Source organism: Microbacterium algihabitans (assembly GCF_032464975.1).
Lineage (GTDB): Bacteria > Actinomycetota > Actinomycetes > Actinomycetales > Microbacteriaceae > Microbacterium > Microbacterium algihabitans.
The window spans coordinates 1488114-1507345 of record NZ_JAWDIU010000001.1 but is presented as its reverse complement, the minus strand read 5'-3'; the positions used below and the strand labels follow the sequence as shown (position 1 = coordinate 1507345).

The 19232-nt window shown below is 70.2% G+C and carries 16 protein-coding genes; 4 read left to right on the top strand and 12 right to left on the bottom strand.

Annotated features, from left to right (window positions below; all coding sequences use genetic code 11):
- Positions 1-16: 16 nt before the first annotated feature.
- Genes RWH43_RS07055 through RWH43_RS07045 form a run of 3 tightly spaced genes read right to left on the bottom strand, consistent with a single transcriptional unit; the run spans position 17 to position 2999 of the window.
- The gene (locus RWH43_RS07055; protein ID WP_154097132.1) at positions 17-397 is read right to left on the bottom strand and encodes a VOC family protein; all 381 of its coding nucleotides are present in this window, start codon (positions 395-397) and stop codon (positions 17-19) included.
- Positions 398-443: 46 nt separating this feature from the next.
- Positions 444-1202 (bottom strand): hypothetical protein, encoded by a 759-nt coding sequence (locus RWH43_RS07050; protein ID WP_316001085.1) that lies wholly within the window; start codon positions 1200-1202, stop codon positions 444-446.
- 9 nt (positions 1203-1211) lie between these two features.
- Positions 1212-2999, bottom strand: a complete 1788-nt coding sequence (locus tag RWH43_RS07045; protein ID WP_316001084.1) for a glycoside hydrolase family 15 protein — start codon at positions 2997-2999, stop codon at positions 1212-1214.
- Between the two features lie 113 nt (positions 3000-3112).
- Between RWH43_RS07045 and RWH43_RS07040 the strand changes: the two genes are divergently transcribed.
- The gene (locus RWH43_RS07040; protein WP_316001083.1) at positions 3113-4474 is read left to right on the top strand and encodes a glucose-6-phosphate dehydrogenase; all 1362 of its coding nucleotides are present in this window, start codon (positions 3113-3115) and stop codon (positions 4472-4474) included.
- Positions 4475-4630: 156 nt separating this feature from the next.
- A complete protein-coding gene (locus RWH43_RS07035; RefSeq protein WP_144831470.1) occupies positions 4631-5215 on the top strand; it encodes a nitroreductase family protein in 585 nt (194 codons plus the stop codon).
- Between the two features lie 100 nt (positions 5216-5315).
- Here RWH43_RS07035 and RWH43_RS07030 read toward each other — a convergent pair whose 3' ends face one another.
- Complete coding sequence (locus RWH43_RS07030; protein WP_154097127.1) at positions 5316-7532, bottom strand: ATP-dependent Clp protease ATP-binding subunit; 2217 nt, start codon at positions 7530-7532, stop codon at positions 5316-5318.
- 372 nt (positions 7533-7904) lie between these two features.
- Positions 7905-8891 (bottom strand): GlxA family transcriptional regulator, encoded by a 987-nt coding sequence (locus tag RWH43_RS07025; RefSeq protein ID WP_316001082.1) that lies wholly within the window; start codon positions 8889-8891, stop codon positions 7905-7907.
- Between the two features lie 87 nt (positions 8892-8978).
- On the opposite strand from RWH43_RS07025, the gene RWH43_RS07020 reads away from it, so the two are divergent.
- Positions 8979-9203, top strand: coding sequence for a hypothetical protein (locus RWH43_RS07020; RefSeq protein ID WP_154097125.1), 225 nt, complete (start codon positions 8979-8981; stop codon positions 9201-9203).
- A 57-nt stretch (positions 9204-9260) separates the two neighbouring features.
- Here the strand turns inward: RWH43_RS07020 and RWH43_RS07015 are convergent, their stop codons facing one another.
- From RWH43_RS07015 to RWH43_RS07000, 4 genes are all read right to left on the bottom strand, one after another.
- Entirely contained in the window at positions 9261-10484 is a 1224-nt protein-coding gene (locus tag RWH43_RS07015; RefSeq protein ID WP_316001081.1) for a glycosyltransferase, read from the bottom strand.
- A gap of 4 nt (positions 10485-10488) precedes the next feature.
- Entirely contained in the window at positions 10489-11703 is a 1215-nt protein-coding gene (locus tag RWH43_RS07010) for a glycosyltransferase (protein WP_316001080.1), read from the bottom strand.
- 518 nt (positions 11704-12221) lie between these two features.
- A complete protein-coding gene (locus RWH43_RS07005; protein ID WP_316001079.1) occupies positions 12222-14399 on the bottom strand; it encodes an ABC transporter ATP-binding protein in 2178 nt (725 codons plus the stop codon).
- Positions 14396-16123 carry an ABC transporter ATP-binding protein gene (locus RWH43_RS07000; RefSeq protein WP_316001078.1) on the bottom strand — a complete coding sequence of 576 codons (1728 nt, stop codon included), beginning with the start codon at positions 16121-16123 and terminating at the stop codon, positions 14396-14398. The genes RWH43_RS07005 and RWH43_RS07000 overlap by 4 nt, the downstream gene beginning before the upstream one ends.
- Positions 16124-16282: 159 nt before the next feature.
- Between RWH43_RS07000 and RWH43_RS06995 the strand changes: the two genes are divergently transcribed.
- Positions 16283-16876, top strand: coding sequence for a hypothetical protein (locus tag RWH43_RS06995; RefSeq protein ID WP_144831452.1), 594 nt, complete (start codon positions 16283-16285; stop codon positions 16874-16876).
- Positions 16877-17074: 198 nt separating this feature from the next.
- Here RWH43_RS06995 and RWH43_RS06990 read toward each other — a convergent pair whose 3' ends face one another.
- The 3 genes from RWH43_RS06990 to RWH43_RS06980 all read right to left on the bottom strand — a co-directional run bounded on the left by RWH43_RS06990 (position 17075) and on the right by RWH43_RS06980 (position 19228).
- Complete coding sequence (locus RWH43_RS06990) at positions 17075-17512, bottom strand: heat shock protein transcriptional repressor HspR (RefSeq protein WP_144783965.1); 438 nt, start codon at positions 17510-17512, stop codon at positions 17075-17077.
- A gap of 91 nt (positions 17513-17603) precedes the next feature.
- Positions 17604-18584, bottom strand: coding sequence for a DnaJ C-terminal domain-containing protein (locus RWH43_RS06985; protein WP_144831449.1), 981 nt, complete (start codon positions 18582-18584; stop codon positions 17604-17606).
- Between the two features lie 8 nt (positions 18585-18592).
- Positions 18593-19228 carry a nucleotide exchange factor GrpE gene (locus RWH43_RS06980; protein ID WP_144831446.1) on the bottom strand — a complete coding sequence of 212 codons (636 nt, stop codon included), beginning with the start codon at positions 19226-19228 and terminating at the stop codon, positions 18593-18595.
- Positions 19229-19232 lie beyond the last annotated feature (4 nt).

Genomic DNA, 19232 nt, shown 5'->3' with positions numbered 1-19232 from the left:
TTTCTCTGTGCGCGGGTCATTCCTCCAGCACGGCGAGCACGTTCCCGGCCGGATCGCGGAACCACGCGATGAGCGGTCCGCCCTCGCGCATGATGCCGCGGGAGTCGGTCGGGAAGTTCTCGTCGTCGTAGATCTTCGTGTCGACGCCGCGTGAGCGGAGATCGTCGACGGCCGCCTCGACATCGGCGACGGGGAAGTTCAGCACCGTGAACGACGCCGGCTCGTGGTGGGGCTTGCCGTAGACGAGCACGCGCCCGCCGGAGGCGAGGTGCAGCATCAGGAAGCCCGAGCCCTCGAGCACCTCGACGCGGATGCCGAGCGTGTCGGCGTAGAAGCGGTGTGCGGCCTCGAGGTCGTCGACCGCGAGACCCGAGTACGCACCATCGGGGTGGAACATCGTCGTTCTCCTTCGTTCAGCGCGTCACGGGCATCGCGACGCGGGGCTACGGCGCCACGTAGGCCGTGACGCTGTCGGACAGGCGGAGGGGCTCGCCCGCCACCTGGTCGCCGCTGGGCTGACCGATCGCGACCGTGAGGCTCTGATCGATGCCGAAGACCGCGGCGCCGGTCTGCGCTCCGCTGGCGCACCCCGCCGACCACGGGCGGTTGTCACTCGAGGTGAAGGCGACGATGCAGCGGCCGTCGCCGTCGTCGGGCCGGGCGAGATAGATGCGGAAGTCGTCGATCGTCGCGATGTAGCGCGTGCTCGCGGCGTCGATGCCGCTGTCGCGCATGATGTCGGCCGAGATGACGTCTTCCGTCGTCTGCGGGAACGCCATCTCGGGCAGGTCGGAGACGGCCGGATCAGCGGTCGCCGCGGGCATGGCCATGCTCGACCCGATCGCGATGCCCACGCCGACCAGAGCCGCCGCGCCGACCGCGGTGAGCGTCCAGCGCAGGATGCGGCGGGGCGGGCGGTCTGCGGGGCCGGCGAGCGGGGCGCCCACGGTCTCGACGGATGGGTTACCCGTCTCGTCGCGGGGCGGGCTCGGCCGGGCGTCCGGTGCCGCGGCATCCGGCTTCGTGACCGGGGTGGACGGGTGCGGCGGGACGTCGTCGGCCGCGGCGGGGCCCCCCGACGGCATCCGGCGCGCATCATCTTCGAGTTCGACGAGACGCGCGATCATCTCGGGGGTCGCACTGCCCCCGTCTGCGCCGTAGACGCGCTCCCGGAGTCTTCCGAGCTCGCCGTCGTCGTCCATGCCGCGACTCTACGACCCGGACGCCCCGCCCGGGGCGGTCTTGTCGAGCGCATCGGCGGCGCCCACGAGGGCGAGGTGCGAGAGTGCCTGCGGGGTGTTGCCCGCCTGTCGACCGGTCACGGGGTCGTACTCCTCGGACAGCAGGCCCAGGTCGTTGGCCACCGAGGTCAGACGGTGCATGAGGGCTTCGGCGTCGTCGCGGCGGCCACTGTGCGCGTACTGACCCACCAGCCAGAACGAGCAGGCGAGGAACGGATGCTCGTCACCGGCCAGCCCGTCGACGCCGGTGGTGCGGTACCGCAGCAGCCACCCGTGGGGCATGAGCGTCTCTTCCATGCGGGCCACCGTCGCGAGCATGCGCGGGTCGTCGTAGGCGCAGAAGCCCACCTGCGGCAGCACGAGCAGCGAAGCGTCGACCTCGTCGGTGTCGAAGTGCTGGGTGAACCAGCCACCCTGGTGCACGCCGCGTGCGTCGATCTCGGCACGCACGCGGTCGCGCATCTGCCGCCACGTGTCGAATTCGCCGTCGAGGCCCCCCTCTTCGACGGCCCGGATGCCGCGGTCGAAGGCCGCCCAGATCATGGCGCGGGAGTGCGTGAAGAAGTGCGGATCGCCCCGCATCTCCCAGATGCCGAGGTCGGGTCGGTCGACCCATTGCACCAGCTGCGCGAGGAGAGCGCGCTGCAGCGCCCACGAGAACTTCGTCTCGGCGACCCCCGCGGTGCGCGCCGCATCGAGGGCGACCATCACCTCGCCGATGACGTCCGCCTGATACTGGTCGACCGCGCCGTTGCCGATACGAACCGGGGCGGCCCCGTCGTACCCGGGCAGGCTCGAGATCTCGCGCTCGGGCAGGTCGCGTTCTCCGGCGATGCCGTACATGATCTGCACGTCGGCCGGGTCGCCGGCGATCGCCCGCAGCAACCAGTCGCGCCAGCGGTGCGCGGCGTCGAGGTAGCCGTGCTCGATGTAGGCGCTGAGGGTGAGGGCGGCGTCGCGCAGCCACACGTAGCGGTAGTCCCAGTTGCGGGAGCCGCCGAAGGCCTCGGGCAGCGAGGTGGTGGCCGCCGCCACGATGCCGCCCGTCTCGGAGTGCGTGAGCGCGCGCAGCACCATGAGCGAACGCGTGACGAGCTCGGGATGGGTGCCGGCCGCCTGCACGCGATCGGCCCACGCCGCCCACCACTCGCGCGTGCGCTCGAGGGCGGCCTCGACGTTGAAGGGCGCCGGGGCCTTCTGCCACGACGGCCCCCACATGAGCACCGAGTCGACGCTCTCGCCCGCCGCCGTCGTCCAGCGGCCGCGGTGGGCGGTGTCGGTCGCGATCAGGCGCGGGCCGCGGATGATCACGGCGTCGGGACCGGCGACCGCGAGGATCGCGTGCTCGCCGCCCTGGCCGACCTGCTGCACCCACGGGACCGCGCGGGCGTAGTCGAAGCGCAGGCGCACCTCGCTGACGAAGTCGACCGCGCCCGCCACCCCCACGACCCGGCGGACGACGGCCTCGACGCCCTCGTCGACGGGCATGGCGTCGTAGACGTCGGCGATGCCCGTCGACGTCTCCCACCGCGTGACGAGCACAAAGGTGTCGCCGTCGTAGCGGCGCGTCGACCGGGCGTCGGGGTCGGCCGGCCGCAGCGACCAGGCGCCGTGCGACTCGTCGCCGAGCAACGCGCCGAACATCGACCCGCTGTCGTACCGCGGCAGGCACAACCAGTCGATACTGCCCTGCGACGAGACGAGGGCGGCGGATCGGCAGTTGCTGAGGAGCGCGTAATCCTCGATCGGAGTCGTCACCCTCGGATTGTGACAGCAACGACCGACATCGTGGCCGAGCGTCGCGCTAGTGGCATCCATGCACCTGCTGCAAGCACCCGGGCGGTGTCGGACGACAGCGCTACGGTGGCCGCATGGCCGCGGACACCACCCTGATCATCCTGGGCGCCTCGGGCGACCTCACTTCTCGCCTGCTGCTGCCGGCCCTGGGCCAGCTGCTCACGCGCGAACCCGGCCGGTCGGTGCGCCTGCACGGCGCCGGCATGGACGACTGGACCGACGAGCACTGGCGCGAGGCGGTGAAGAAGTCGTTCCAGACGACGGATGCCGCGGCGGCCTTCGACCAGGTCTCGCAGACCACCTATTCGCAGGCCGACATCACCCAGGCCGCCGACCTGCAGAAGCTCCTCGACGACACCGAGGGCCGCCCCGCCCTCTACTTCGCCGTTCCCCCGGCGATCGCCGAGAAGGCCTGCCTGGCGCTCAGCGACGTGAAGATCTTCGAGGGCACGGTGCTCGCGCTCGAGAAGCCCTTCGGCACCGACGAGGCCAGCGCGCACCGGCTCAACCAGCAGCTGGCGAAGCTCGTCCCCGAAGACCAGGTCTTCCGCATCGACCACTTCCTCGGCCGCTCGACCGTGCTCAACCTCCTCGGGGCCCGCTTCGCGAACCGCCTCCTCGAGAGCGTGTGGTCGGCCGACGACATCGGCTCCGTCGAGATCGACTATCCCGAACCCCTCGGTCTCGAGGGTCGCGCGGGCTACTACGACGGCGCGGGCGCGCTCGTCGACATGATCCAGAGCCACCTGCTGCAGGTCATGGCCTTCGTGACGATGGAGCCCCCGGCATCCCTCAATCAACTCGATCTGCGCGACGCCACCTCGGCGGTGCTGCGCGCCACCCACGTGCGAGACGACGACCCCGTGCACAACTCCCGTCGCGCCCGCTACACCGCCGGCGACGTCGGCGATCGCCACTTCCCCTCCTACGTCGACGAACCGGGGGTCGACGCGGCGCGCGGCACCGAGACGCTCGCCGAGATGACGGTCGAGGTGCGCAACGCCCGGTGGCAGGGCGTTCCGATCACGCTGCGTTCGGGCAAGGCGCTCAGCTCGGGCCACCGCGCCATCACCGTGACGTTCAAGCCGGTGCGGCACCTGCCCGGAGGCTTCGTCGGCGAGAGCGAGCCGTCGGAGTTGGTCTTCTCTCTCGGGCCCGACACGATGAGCCTCGGCCTGAACGTCAACGGTGCCGACGACCCGCTCGAGCTGGAGCGCGTGACGTTGGCGGCCGACCTCGGCGAGGGCGCACTCAAGGCCTACGGCGAGGTGCTCTCCGGCATCCTCGACGGCGATGCGATGCTCGCGGTCCGCGGCGACGCGGCCGAGCAGTGCTGGCGCATCGTGCAGCCGGTCATCGACGCGTGGCGCGCGAACGAGGTGCCGCTCGACGAGTACCCTGCGGGCACCGCAGGTCCCACGTCGTGGAACGAGTGACGCGGATGCCGTGAGCCCCATCCGGGCGCTCCCTGCCGCGCGTGCGCGGACTAATCGGCGACGCATAACTTCACACGGGAACACTCGGCGGCCCGTGGGCGTTCACTGTGCGGGTCAATGGAGTCCCGGCATCGTCCCCGTTCCTCAGGAGTACCCATGTCACTCGTTCTCGACCGCACCGCCCCCACCGACGCCCCGATCCTCGACGTGCTCGCCGAGCGCTGGAGCACTCGCGTCTTCGACGCCGAGACCCCGATCGACGAAGAAGCACTGCGTTCCGCCCTCGAGGCGGCCCGCTGGACCCCCACGGGCATGAACCACCAGCCCTGGCGCATGATCCTCGCACGCCGCGGCGGCGAGGCCCACGCCAAGGTCGTCTCGGCCCTGATGGGCTTCAACCAGGCGTGGGCGCCCGCCGCCGGTGCGCTGCTGGTCGTGCTCGCCGAGAACGAGACCGCCGAGGGAGACGCTCGCCCCTGGGCTCTCTACGACGCCGGCCAGGCCGCCGCGCACTTCACCGTGCAGGCGCACGCCGAGGGCCTCGCCACCCACCAGATGGGCGGATTCGTCGCCGACGACCTGCGCGCGGCCTTCGACATCGACCCCCGCTTCACCCCCGTGACCGTGATCGCTGTCGGCGCGCTGGGCGACATCGACGCCGCCGAAGAGGGCCTGCGTCAGCGCGAGCTCGCTCCCCGCGAGCGCCGCACCGTCGCGGAGTCGCTGCTCGTCGACGCCTGAGTCCCGGCATCCGGCACGCCTCGCGCTGCGGACTCCGCACGTCACAGGCTCGCACGAACGAAGAGGGGGGATGCCGCCACGGCATCCCCCCTCTTCCGTCTTACTCGACGATCTCGGCCTTGATCACGTCGTCGTCGTTCGGCTCATCCTCGGCGGGGCCGGTGCTCACGAGCATGAGCGAATCGCCATCGCTGGCCACGTCGACCCGCACGACGTCTCCATCGCGCACGGTTCCGGCGAGGATCGCCATCGCCAGGCGGTTCTGGATCTCGGTCTGGATCAGACGCCGCAGCGGACGGGCGCCGTACACCGGGTCGTATCCGCGCTCGGCCAGCCACGACCGGGCGTCGGGGGTGACCGCGAGACTCAGTCGGCGCTCGCGGAGCCGCTTGTGCAGCGCGTCGACGGCGAGCTCGACGATCTGTGCGAGGTCGTCCTGGCTCAGCGCCTGGAAGATCACGATGTCGTCGAGACGGTTCACGAACTCGGGCTTGAATGCCTGTCGCACGAGCGCCTGCACCTGGTCGCGCTTCGTGTCCATCGACAGGGTCGGATCGATGAGGATCGGCGAGCCGAGGTTCGAGGTGAGCACCAGGATGACGTTGGTGAAATCGACCGTGCGGCCCTGACCGTCGGTCAGGCGACCGTCGTCCATGACCTGCAGCAGCACGTCGAACACCTCGGGGTGCGCCTTCTCGACCTCGTCGAGCAACACGACCGAGTACGGCCGACGACGCACGGCCTCGGTCAACTGACCGCCCTGCTCATAGCCGATGTAGCCCGGAGGGGCACCGACCAGGCGCGAGACGGAGTGCTTCTCGCCGTACTCCGACATGTCGATGCGCACCATGGCGTGCTCGTCGTCGAAGAGGAAGTCGGCGAGCGACTTCGCCAGCTCGGTCTTGCCGACACCGGTCGGACCGAGGAACAGGAACGAACCGACCGGTCGGTGCGGGTCGCTGATGCCCGCGCGGGAGCGCCGCACGGCATCCGACACCGCCTTCACCGCATCGCGCTGGCCGATCAGGCGCTTGCCGAGCTCGCGCTCGAGGTTGAGCAGCTTCTCGGTCTCGCCCTGCAGCAGGCGTCCGACCGGAATGCCCGTCCACGCCGCGATGACGGCCGCGATGTCTTCGTCGGTCACCTGTTCATTGACCATTCGACTCCCACCGGTTGCTGAGCCTGTCGAAGCATCTTCGCGCTCGGCGGTCATCAACTCGCGCTCGAGAGCGGGGATCTCGGCGTAGAGGAGTCGCGACGCGCGCTCGAGGTTGCCCTCGCGCTGCGCGCGCTCGGCATCGACGCGGGCGGCGTCGAGGCGGGTCTTCAGGTCGCCCACGCGGTTGAGCGAGGCGCGCTCGCGCTCCCACCGGGCCTGCAGCTCGTCGAGCTTGGCCTGTTCGGCGCCGAGGGTCTCGCGCAGGGTGGCGAGGCGCTCCTTCGAGGCGGCGTCCTTCTCCTTCTTCAGCGCGAGCTCTTCGAGCTTGAGGCGGTCGACGTGGCGACGCAGTTCGTCGATCTCGAGGGGCGCCGAGTCGATCTCCATGCGCAGGCGCGAGGCCGCTTCGTCGATCAGGTCGATCGCCTTGTCGGGCAGCTGACGCGAGGGGATGTACCGGTTGGAGAGCGAGGCGGCAGCAACCAGCGCGGCATCCGCGATCGCGACCTTGTGGTGCGCCTCGTAGCGCTCCTTGAGGCCGCGCAGGATCGCGACCGTGTCTTCGACCGTGGGCTCGCCGACGTACACCTGCTGGAAGCGGCGCTCGAGCGCGGCGTCCTTCTCGATGAACTCGCGGTACTCGTCGAGCGTCGTGGCGCCGATGAGCCGCAGCTCGCCGCGGGCGAGCATGGGCTTGAGCATGTTCGAGGCCGCGACCGAGCCCTCGCCGCCGCCCGCGCCCATGAGCACGTGCAGCTCGTCGATGAACGTGATGATGCGTCCGTCGGACTCGGTGATCTCTTTGAGGACGCTCTTGAGGCGCTCTTCGAACTGGCCGCGGTACATCGCGCCCGCGACGAGCGCCGAGATGTCGAGCGAGACGAGTTCTTTGTTCTTGAGGCTCTCGGCGACGTCGCCCGCGACGATGCGCTGGGCGAGGCCCTCGACGACGGCGGTCTTGCCGACGCCGGGTTCGCCGATGAGCACGGGGTTGTTCTTGGTGCGCCGGGTGAGCACCTGGCTGACGCGGCGGATCTCGCCGTCGCGCCCGATCACGGGGTCGAGCTTGCCCTGGCGAGCCCGGTCGGTGAGGTTGATGCCGAATTGCTCGAGGGCGCTACGCGCGTCCTCCTGCCCCGGCTGTTGCGTGGCGTTCATGTGGTCTCCTGGAAGTCTGTTCGCAAACTTGAGTTGCGTTGACTCAAGTTTAGCAGTGCGGCGGGCGGAGGGCAATGGATGCCGGGATGACGCCGGATACGACGGAACAGCTGTCGCGCGCGACGCCGCGGCTGTGTGCGTTCCGTCAGGATCGCTGAACGCGCTCCGCTCGCGGTGCACGCTCGAGGGGTGGATGAATCCGACAGTCGCACTATCGCCGCCGCCACCTCCTTCGAGGGGGAGAGCGAGTCGAGCGTGATCCTCGGATACAACTGACGCCGGCGGGCCACCGCCTTTCCACCCCATGCAGAAGGGCGGTGGCCCGCCGGTCACGCGCGACATCCCTCCGCCCCGCTGCGCGCGCGGCGCGACTCAGGCCGGGACGGCTTCCGGCGACACCGCGCGTTCTTCACTGCACGAGAAGCGCGCCCGATAGGCGGTCGGGGTCAGGCCCATCGTCCGGGCGAAGTTCTGCCGCAGCACCGCCGCCGAACCGAAGCCGCACTCCGCCGCGATGCGGTCGAGACCGAGGTCGGTTTCTTCGAGCAGACGCTGCGCGTGCAGCAGGCGCTGGCGAGCGAGCCAGGCCGCCGGGGTCGCGCCGAGGTCGGCCTTGAACCGGCGCGCGAAGGTCCGCGGTGACATGTGGGCGCGAGCGGCGAGCCGGTCGACCGAGAGCTCGGCATCGAGGTTCTGCAGCATCCACTCGGTCACCGGGGCGAGCGAGAGAGACGTGTCGATCGGGATGGGCGACGCGATGAACTGCGCCTGTCCCCCGTCGCGCTGGGGGGCGACGACCATGCGGCGGGCGATGCGGTTGGCGAGCTCGGAACCGAGCTCCTGCCGCAGCAGGTGCAGGCACGCGTCGAGGCCCGCGGCGGTGCCGGCGCTCGTGATGATGTTGCCGGACTGCACGTAGAGCACGTCGGGATCGACCTCGATCTCGGGATACATGCGCGCCATCGTGTCGGCGTAGCGCCAGTGCGTGGTGGCCCGTTTGCCATCGAGCACTCCGGATGCCGCGATCACGAACGATCCGCTGCACACGCTCAACAGCCATGAGCCACGGGCATGGGCGGCGCGCACCACCTCGATCACCCGTTCGTCGACGGCCTCCCATTGCGACCGCGGGATCGGCGCGAGGACGAGGATGTCGACACCCGCCGCCGCCTCGAGACCGTGCTCGACGTTGATCGAGAAGCCGATGTTCGAGGGCACGACGCCGGGGTCGGGTGCGACGATGCGGAAGTCGAAGTTCGGGATGCCGTCATCGCTGCGGTCGAGGCCGAACGCCTCGCAGGCAAGACCGAATTCGAACGGGGCGAACCCCGGCTGGACGACGACGGCGACCGAGCGCATGCGCACCTCCGGTGTGGCAGGAATCTTACGAACTGCGTCCATCATGCCACTCGCGGGCGCAATTCCTCTAGACGTAGCTTTTCTGCCATGGCATATCTCATCGCTCTCGGCATCCTGTCCCTCATCGGCATCGTCGCGACCGTGTGGGTCGTGCGAACCGACGGCTACGGCCGCATCCCCACCGACCCCTCACGCGCCTCCCGCGCGGAACGCCCCGCCCGCGCCGCGGACCCGGTCGCCTCGGAGCCCGCGGTGAAGCGCGCCGTGGCATCGCCGACCACGGCCCCGCTGCGCGTCGTGCGCGCCGACTGAGGCCCGACGGCATCCGCCGTCGGTCCGACGCCCGGGCGCCGCGTGCGTCGGCGCGGGTCAGCGGCCGGCCGCGACCGCCCGCTCGTACACCGCGACCATCGCACCCGTGCGGGACGACTGGCGGAAGCGCTCGGCGATCGACGGATCCGGCACGACGGGGGTGCCGGCGGTGATGTCGGACGCCGCGCGGGCCAGCGCCTCGGCGAGGGCCGCGGTCGTGGCATCCGCCACCGTCCACGTTCCCGACCCCAGCTCGGCGGCGATGTCGGGGTCGCTGACGACCGCCGGGGTTCCGAGCGAGGCCGCCTCGAAGACGGTCATCCCCTGCGTCTCGAAGCCGATCGAGGTCTGCACCACCGCATCGGCGGCGGCCAGGCGGGCGAGGGTCTCGGGGTACGACAGGCGCCCGGCGAAGGTCACGGTCGCCCGCGGCGCGGCGCGCTCGATGAGACGCGTCGCCTTGCCGAGTTCGGCACCCCCGCCGACGACCTCGACCTCGGCGTCGATGCCCGACGCCACGACCGCCTCGAGGAAGGGGAGCAGTCGCTTCTCGGGGCTCATGCGCCCGAGCCAGATGAAGCGCGGACGCCCCTCCGCGCGCACGGCGGGCCCGGCGGCGAGGGCGGCGTCGAGCACGTCGTCGTCGATGCCGTTCCAGATCACGTCGACGCGCGAGGCGACGCCGTGGCGCTCGAGACGGCGGGCGAAGTGGCCGGAGGGAGCGGTCACCGCTCGCGACAGGCGCGCGAGCTGGTGGAGGAACGCCCACCCGTCCGTCCGCGAGCGGGCCGAAGAGGTCCGATTCTGCGCTGTGCGCCCCGACGCCGCCCGCGGCAGGGCCCGTCGCGCCCAGGCGTTCAGTGCGCGCAGCACGAGGCCGGGGAACGGAGCCGTCGCCTCGATCCCCACGTCGACGCGGTTGTGCATCGTGTGCACCACCGGCAGCGCGTGCCGCGCCGCGTACCGGTGCCCGATGAAGGCTCCCCAGAAGTCGGCCTGCACGTGGACGACGTCGACCGGCAGTCGCGCGCCCATCTCGGCATCCAGGAACCGATCGGTGCGGACACCCGGCCAGGTGAGCGCGTACTCGCGATCGGGAGTGATCGCGATCGAGGGGAGGTCGAGGTACGCGGGATCGTGCGCACCGGGGCGCGGAAGACGCGGGGCGACGACGGTGACGACGTGCCCGGCGCGCTCGAGGAAACGCTTCTGCAGGCGCATCGACACCTGCGCGCCGCCGAGCGACTCCAGGTGCTGGTCGGCGAACATGACGACGTGCACGGGCTTACTCCGGCAGGGGTCGACCGCGGTACAGCGCCTCGAAGGTGTCGAGCGTGCGGGTGATGTCGTGCACGGCGACCGCGTCGAGCGACGCCTGCTGCATGCGCGTGCGCTCGTCCGGGACGGCCGTGAGCACATCGGTCAGACGTGCGGCGAGCTCGTCGGCGTCGCCCGGCTCGAACAGGTAGCCGTTCTCCCCGTCGTGCACGAGGTGCGGAAGCGCCACGGCATTGGCCGCGACGATCGGCAGACCGGATGCCATGGCCTCCATGGTCGCGATCGACTGCAGTTCTGCGATCGAGGCGATGGCGAAGACGCTGGCACGCGAGTACAGCGCGCGCAGGTCTTCTTCGGACGCGTGGCCGTGGAACGTGACCCGCGATGCCACGCCGAGCTGCTGGGCGAGCGCCTCGAGCTTGGCGCGCTGGTCGCCGCCGCCGACGATGTCGAAGCTCGCGTCGAGCGCGGGGTCGAGCTGCGAGAGGGCCTTCAGCACGACGTCAATGTGCTTCTCGGTCGTCAAGCGGCCGACGAAGAGGATGCGGTTCGCATCGCGCGGCGTCAGGTCGGGCGAATAGTTCGAGCGATCGATGCCGCACGAGATGGGGATCACACCCGAGATGTCGATCGTCGACTCGAGGAAGTCGGCGGCCTTGCGCGTCGGAGTCGTCACGGCGCGTGTCATCGTGAAGGTGCGCTCGGCGTCGGCCCACGCGAGCTTGACGAAGATGCGGTCGAGGAAGTCGGGGAGAGTGGTGAAGTCGAGGATGTTCTCGGCCATCACGTGGTTCGTCGCGACGACGGGGATGCCGCGCTTGCGCGCCTCGCGGGCGAGACCACGGCCGATGATGATGTGCGACTGGATGTGCACGACGTCGGGCTTGACCTCGTCGAGCACGACGCGGGCGTAGTGCTTGCCGCGCCACGGCAGCACGAAGGTCAGCCAGTCGTGCGGAAGGAAGCGATAGGCCGGGAGACGGTGCATCACCATCTTCTCGCCCTCGATCACCTCGGTCGCGGTGCCGGCGTTGCCGTGCCCGACGCTCGGCGCGGAGACGTGCACGTCGTGACCGCGGGCCACGAGGCCGGCGGCGAGGCGCTCGGCGAAACGCGCTGCGCCGTTGACGTGCGGCGAGAAGGTGTCGGCACCGATGAGGATGCGCAGAGGACGATCGGCGGCGGGCGCGGGGGTGTCGGCGGGCGTCGCAGGAGTGGTCACGAGGGGTGAGGCCTATCTATGCGGCGGACGGGTCGCACGGTACGGGTGTTGCGCGGTCCACCCTACCGGAGCGGCTTTCGCACTCCCGGGGACCGTCCACAGGGTAGGTCGGCGGGGGCGGAGGTCGGAGCAGCGGGTCGGTGAAGGGGGCGGCGCGGGTCGGCGGGCGAGGCCGGAGTCGGGACCCAGCCCCGGTTCGGGGCGGATTCCGCCGTTCGGGGCGGACGATTCCCGCCCCAACGTGCAGATCCCGCCCCAAACCGAGACCGCGGCAACGCCGCAGCGCGGTGGGGCGCGACGGAGACCTGCGTGGCCGCAGTGCGGCGGGGTGAGTCCAACCCCGGTTTGGGGCGGATTCCGCCGTTCGGGGCGGACGATTCCCGCCCCAACGTGCAGATCCCGCCCCAAACCGAGACCGAGGGCAACAGGGCGACCCCCGCGGCACCGCGCGCCCGAGCACGACGACGCCCGCCCGGCGCGGGGCCGAGCGGGCGTGGTCGTGCTGTGCGGCGGGGCGGTCAGCCCTCGCCGTCGAGGCGCCGGTCGGGCGCGGGGGAGCCCTGTGCCGGGCGCGGCGGGCCGTCGACACCCGCGGCCGCCGGAACCTCGGATGCCGCGACCGCCATCGCCGACACCACCACGGCATCGTCGTTCGCCGGGGCGTGCTGCGGGTCGGCGGCGCGCTGCGCCTCGACCTCGACCGCATCGAGGTCGGATGCCGCCTGCTCGAACTGCGAGCGGTACAGGCGGTAGTACGCGCCCTCGACCGCGATGAGCTCGTCGTGCGTGCCCTTCTCGACGATGTCGCCGTGCTCCATCACGAGGATGAGGTCGGCGTCGCGGATCGTCGACAGGCGGTGCGCGATCACGAACGAGGTGCGTCCCTCGCGCAGCGCCGCCATCGCCTGCTGCAGCAGCAGCTCGGTGCGGGTGTCGACCGACGAGGTGGCCTCGTCGAGGATCAGCACCGAGGGCCGGGCGACGAACGCCCGCGCGATCGTGATCAACTGCTTCTCGCCCGCCGAGACGTTGGCGGCGTCTTCGTCGAGCACGGTGTCGTAGCCCTCGGGCAGCGAGTGCACGAACTGGTCGACGCGCGTGGCGACTGCGGCCTCGACGATCTCGTCGTCGGTCGCGCTCTCGCGCCCGTAGCGGATGTTGTCGCGGATGGACCCCGCGAACAGCCACGGGTCTTGCAGCACCATGCCGGTGCGCGAGCGCACGTCGTCGCGGCGCAGTTCGGCGATGTCCTGCCCGTCGAGCAGGATGCGCCCGCCGTCGAGCTCGTAGAACCGCATGATCAGGTTCACCAGCGTCGTCTTTCCGGCACCGGTGGGTCCCACGATCGCGACCGTCTGGCCGGGCTCGACGCGGAACGACAGGTCGGTGATCAGCGGGCGGTCGGGCGAGTACGAGAACCGCACGTTCTGGAACTCGATGACCCCGCGACCCTCGGTGTGGGTCGGGGCGTCATCGGCATCCGGTTCCTGCTCTTCGGCGTCGAGGAGTGCGAAGACCCGCTCGGCGGAGGCGGTGCCCGATTGGACCACCGCGGCCATGCCACCCAGCTGCGACAGCGGCTGCGTGAACTGCTGCGAGTACTGGATGAAGGCCTGCACGTCGCCGAGGCGGATCTGGCCGCCGGCCACCATGAGACCACCGAGCACGGCGATGCCGACGTACGTGAGGTTTCCGACGAACATCATGCCGGGCATGATCATGCCGGAGAGGAACTGCGCCTTGAAGCTGGCCTGGTAGAGCTCCTCGTTCTCGGCTTCGAACTTCTCGCGCGCGTCCTTCTCGCGGCCGTAGACCTTGACCAACGCGTGGCCCGAGAACGACTCCTCGACGCGGGCGTTGAGGCGGCCGACCTTCTTCCACTGCTCGCCGAAGGCCTTCTGCGACTTCGGTCCGATGACGCCGAAGATCACCGCCATGAGCGGCAGCGAGACGAGGGCGACGAGAGCGAGCTGCCACGAGATCGTGAACATCATGATGAGCACACCGACGACGGTGAGCACCGACGTGAGCGCGCTGGAGAGCGACTGCTGCATCGTCTGCGTGATGTTGTCGATGTCGTTGGTGACCCGGGAGATCAGTTCTCCGCGCTGCACGCGGTCGAAGTACGACAGGGGCAGACGGTTGATCTTGGCCTCGACGTCTTCGCGCAGGCGCCACATGGTGCGGACCATGATGACGTTGATGACGTAGCCCTGGATCCACGACAGCAGCGACGAGCCGACGTAGATCGCGAGCACCGTCACGATCACGACGCGCAGGGCGTCGAAGTCGACGCCGGCGCCGACGGAGAAGTTGCCCATCGCACCGACGATGTTGGCGATGTCGTTCTGCCCCGCGGCCCGCAGGGCGTCGACGACCTCGGCCTGCGAGGTGCCGGCGGGGAACTGCTGCGCGAGTCCCCTGGAGACCACGCCTTCGAAGATGATGTTGGTCGCGTCTCCGAGCACGCGAGGAGCGAGCACGGCGAGCACGACGCCGATCGCGCCGAGGATCGACACGAACACGAAAGCGGCGGCGTACGGCCGGAGGAGGCCGATGAGGCGCCGGAAGCTCGGCCCGAAGTTCGAGGCCTTGCCGGGCGCGACGCTGTCCCAGCTGCCGGAGTTCAGGCGCGCCTGCTCGGCGAGCTCGAGTTCGGCGCGTTCTTCTTCGGTGAGGGCGTCTGCGGTGCTCATGCCTCGACCCCCAGCTGCGACTCGACGATCTCGCGGTAGGTGGCGCTGGTGGCCAGCAGCTCGTCGTGCGTGCCGAGGCCGGCCATGCGGCCGTCTTCGAGCACCATGATGCGGTCGGCGCCCGTGATGGTCGACACGCGCTGCGCGACGACGATCTTCGTCACCTCGGGGAGCTCGCGCCACAGGGCTTGTCGCAATCGAGCGTCGGTGCTCAGGTCGAGCGCCGAGAACGAGTCGTCGAAGACCAGCACGGCCGGCCGGTGGACGATCGCCCGCGCGATGGCGAGGCGCTGGCGCTGGCCGCCCGAGACGTTCGTTCCGCCCTGGGCGATGCGCCCCTCGAGCTTTCCGTCCATCGCTTCGACGAAGTCGCGACCCTGCGCGATCTCGAGGGCGTGCCACAGCTCGTCGTCGGTGGCCTCTTCGCGACCGAAACGCAGGTTGGATGCCACCGTGCCGCTGAACAGGAACGGACGCTGCGGTACGAGACCGATGCTCTTCCACAGCACGTCGAGGTCGGCCTCGCGAACGTCGACTCCGCCGACGCGCACGGCGCCGGAGGTCACGTCGAACAGCCGCGGGATGAGCGAGACGAGGGTCGTCTTGCCGGCGCCGGTCGAGCCGACGATCGCGACGGTCTCGCCGGGGCGCGCCGTGAAGCTGATACCCGAGACGACCGGCGACTCGGCGCCCGGATAGGCGAAGGCGACGTCGTCGAACTCGACCGCACCCGGTTCGGGCAGGCGCTCGACGGGGTTCGCCGGACGCTTGAGAGTCGAGCGGCTGTCGAGCACCTCGCCGATGCGTTCGGCCGAGACCGCGGCGCGAGGAATCATCACCGTCATGAAGCTGGCCATCAGCACGCCGCCGAGGATCTGCGCGACGTACTGGATGAAGGCGAACAGGGTGCCGATCTCGACCCCGCCGGCGTCGACCTGGATGCCGCCGAACCAGATGACGCCCACCACGGTGACGTTGAGCACGAGCATCGCGAGGGGGAACAGCAGCACGAAGAGCGAGCCGACCTTGCGACCGACGACGAGGATGTCGGTGTTGGCCTCGCGGAAGCGCTCTTCTTCGATGCGCTCGCGCACGAAGGCGCGCACGACGCGCACGCCGGTGAGTTGCTCGCGCATGACGCGGTTCACGCCGTCGAGCTTGGTCTGGTAGCTGCGGAACAACGGGACCATGCGCGCGATGATGAGGCCGGCGGCGATGACCAGCACGGGCACGGCCACCGCGATGAGCCAGCTGAGTCCGACGTCTTGCTGCAGCGCCATGATGATGCCGCCGATGGCCAGCAGCGGGGCGCTGACGAGCATGGTGGCGCCCATCATCGCGAGCATCTGCACCTGCTGCACGTCGTTGGTGTTGCGGGTGATCAGCGACCCCGCGCCGAACTGCGACAGCTCGCGCTCGGAGAAGCCGCTGACGCGCTCGAAGACGTCGAGGCGGATGTCGCGGCCGGCGGCCATCGCCGCCCGCGCGGCGAAATACGTGGCGATCACGGATGCCACGATCTGCCCGAGCGAGATGACGAGCATGAGCCCGCCGCGCGACCAGATGAAGCCGGTGTCGCCCTGGGCGACGCCGAGGTTGATGATGTCGGCGTTCAGACGCGGCAGGTACAGCGTCGCGACCGCGGACGCGGCCTGGAAGACGAGGATGGCGACCAGCAGCCAGCGATAGCGCGAGAGGTAACGGATGAGGAGTTTGCCGAGCACGAGGCCCTCCGAGAGATCGACGCGGTCGCGATGACCGCGGACTACAGCCTGGCACCGACCTCCGACATCGGCGACCCCTCCGGCCGTGGGAGCGTTCTCCCGTCGCGAACGCGGTCGATCGGCATCCGTCTCCCAGGCCCCGGATCGTAGGCTGAGCGCATGTCTCGACTGCAGGCCGACGCTCCCGCCGACCTCTGGGTGCCCGTGACCGGTTCCCTCGGATTCCGCGGCCGCCGCCACCGTAAGGCGGCGATCGGAATGCTGCTCAGCCAGGCCAATCAGGCCGCCGGCGCTGCGCCCCGCCCCGGCGGCGGGGCTTTCGCGTGGATCCTGAGCCAGGCGGCGCCGCTGCTCATGCGCCGCGCGGGCGGGCGCGTGCTCGTGTGGGTGTGGAAGAGCGACCCCGAACTGCTCGTCGTCATGGCGCAGCTGCAGGAGGCCACACCGCAGCTGCGCACGGCGCGGGCGATGATGCCGATGGAGTACGACGACACCGAGTCGTTCCGCAATCCGCACCTCGGCGTCGGCGAGAAGCTCGCGATGCCCCTGCCGAGCGATCCGAAGACGCCGCCGTTCGCCACGTACACGTGGGACACCGGCTCGCACTTCGTGACCGTCACCGCCGTGTGCTCGGACCGCCAGCGCTTCGGCACGGTCATCGACGCGGTGGATGCCGTGGCACGCACGATCCGTGTGGTCGACGATCTTCAGCTAGGCGAGGCGCCGACCGTGCTGCGGATCGATCCGGCCTGACGCGAGAGACGTGGCTGAGCCCGTCGAAGCGCCGTGCGCCCGCGGCATCCGGGTCCCTTCGACACGCTCAGGGACCTCTACGCGCTCAGGGACCTCGACGCGCTCAGGGACCTCTACGCGCTCAGGGACCTCTACGCGCTCAGGGACCTCTACGCGCTCAGGGACCTCGACCCGTTCAGGGACCTCCGCCGGGTCGGGTCAGTCGTCGTGCATGTCGCGCGGACGCCACAGCACGATGTCGGTGGCACGGCGCACGCGCGCCCCATGGCGCAGCGTGACGACCGAACCGGTGGCGCCGGCCGCGAAGACGCGGGCGCCGGGACGCGACTGGCGCTCGATCGTGAGCTGACGCTCGAGGTCGTTCACGCGGCGCGCGAGCTCGTGAACCCGCTCCTCGAGCGCCAGCAGACGTGCGATGGCGGGAAGGCTCATGCCCTCACCCGACAGGCGCGCGACCTCGCGCAGCTGCTGCACGTGACGGCTCGAGTAACGCCGCGAACCGCCCTGCGTGCGTGCGGGTACGACGAGGCCGAGCCTGTCGTATTGCCGCAGCGTCTGCGGGTGCATGTTCGACAGCTCGGCGGCTGCGGCGATGGCGAAGATCGGGGCGTCTTCGTCGATCTCTCTTTCGGACACGTCTTCACCTCTTCCGTCGTGCCGGGTGCGGTGCCGGGTTCTCGGCATCCTGTCGTATCGGATGCCGAGAACCTCGGCGACTCGCGTGTGTTTATCGTGCCTTCGACATCAGGTCGGCGCGGGGGTTCTCTTTCGGTTCGAGCTCATGGAAACGCTCGAGGGCTTCGCGCGCCGCGTCGTCGAGATGAGCGGGCACCGCGACCTGGACCTCGGCGAGCAGGTCGCCGGTGCCCTTCGTGGTCGAGATTCCGCGACCCTTGACGCGGAGCACGCGTCCTGACGGGGTGCCGGGGGCGACGCGCAGGCGCACGGGGTCTCCCCCGAGCGTCGGCACTTCGATCGTCGCGCCCAGTGCCGCCTCGGTGAAGGTGACGGGCACGGTGATGCGCAGGTTGAGTCCGTCGCGCGTGAAGACCGGGTGGGGACGCACGGCCACGGTCACGACGATGTCGCCACTTTCGCCGCCGTCGGGCGACTTGCGCCCGCGGCCCCGCAACCGGATCTTCTGCCCGTCGGACACACCGGCGGGGATCTTCACCTTGAAGGGCACGTTGTCTTCACCCGCGAGGGTGATGGTCTCGCCCTTGGCCGCCGTGACGAAGTCGATCGTCGTGCGCGCGGTGACGTCGGAGCCCTTCTGAGGCCCGCCGAAGCCGCGGAATCCGCCGGTCGTCTGACCGAACCGGCCGGAACCGAAGCCCCCGCCCTGCTGATCGAACATCGTGAAGAAGTCGTCGAAGCCGCCCGACGGCGCCTGCCGGCCCTGTCCGAACCGACTGAAGACGTCGTCGAAACCGCCACCCGCCCCGGCCCCGGGAGCCGAGAAGCGCGCCCCCGAGCCCATGGCCCGGATCTGGTCGTACTCCTCGCGCTGCTCGGGGTCGTTGAGCACCGAGTAGGCCTCGCTGATCTCCTTGAACTTCGCTTCGGCCTTCGCGTCTCCCGGGTTCGAGTCGGGGTGGTACTGGCGCGCGAGCTTGCGATACGTCTTCTTCAGATCGGCAGCGCTGACGCTCTTGTCGACACCGAGGACTTTGTAGAAGTCCTTGTCGAACCAGTCCTGACTCGCCATAGCTCCCCTTAGGTCCCTGAGCCTGTCGAAGGGTCGGCCGGCACGGCGACGACGACCTTGGCCGGTCGCAGTTCGACCGAACCGAGGCGGTAGCCGACCTCGACGACCTCGAGGATCGTGGTCTCGGTCACGCCGGGGGTGGGGGCCTGGAAGATCGCCTCGTGCTGCTGCGGGTCGAACACGTCGCCCACGGCGCCGTACGACACCACACCGAGGCGCTCGGCCACGGCGCGCACCTTGTCGCCGATCGCGGAGAGGGGGCTGCCCTCGACGAGGTCACCGTGCTTGGCGGCGCGGTCGAGGTCGTCCATGACGGGCAGCAGGCCCTTCACGGCCTCGCCCTTGGCGCGCTCGATCTCGCGCTCGCGCTGCTCCTCGGTGCGCCGACGGTAGTTGGCGTACTCGGCCTGCAGACGCTTGAGGTCGATCAGCAGCGAGGCCTCCTTGTCGGAGGCTCCTTCTGCGGCCGCCTCGGGCGTCTGCTCGGCGCCGAGGATGTCGTCGATGGTCAAGCCATCGGCATCCGATTCCGAAGACTCAGGCTGGTCGCCCGACGGCGCGGGGCCGGAGGTGTTCTCCTCCGGCCCCGTCTCGTCAGGACCGGCGCCCGAGCCCGTGGGCTGTTCGTCGTCCTTGTGTGCCATGGTC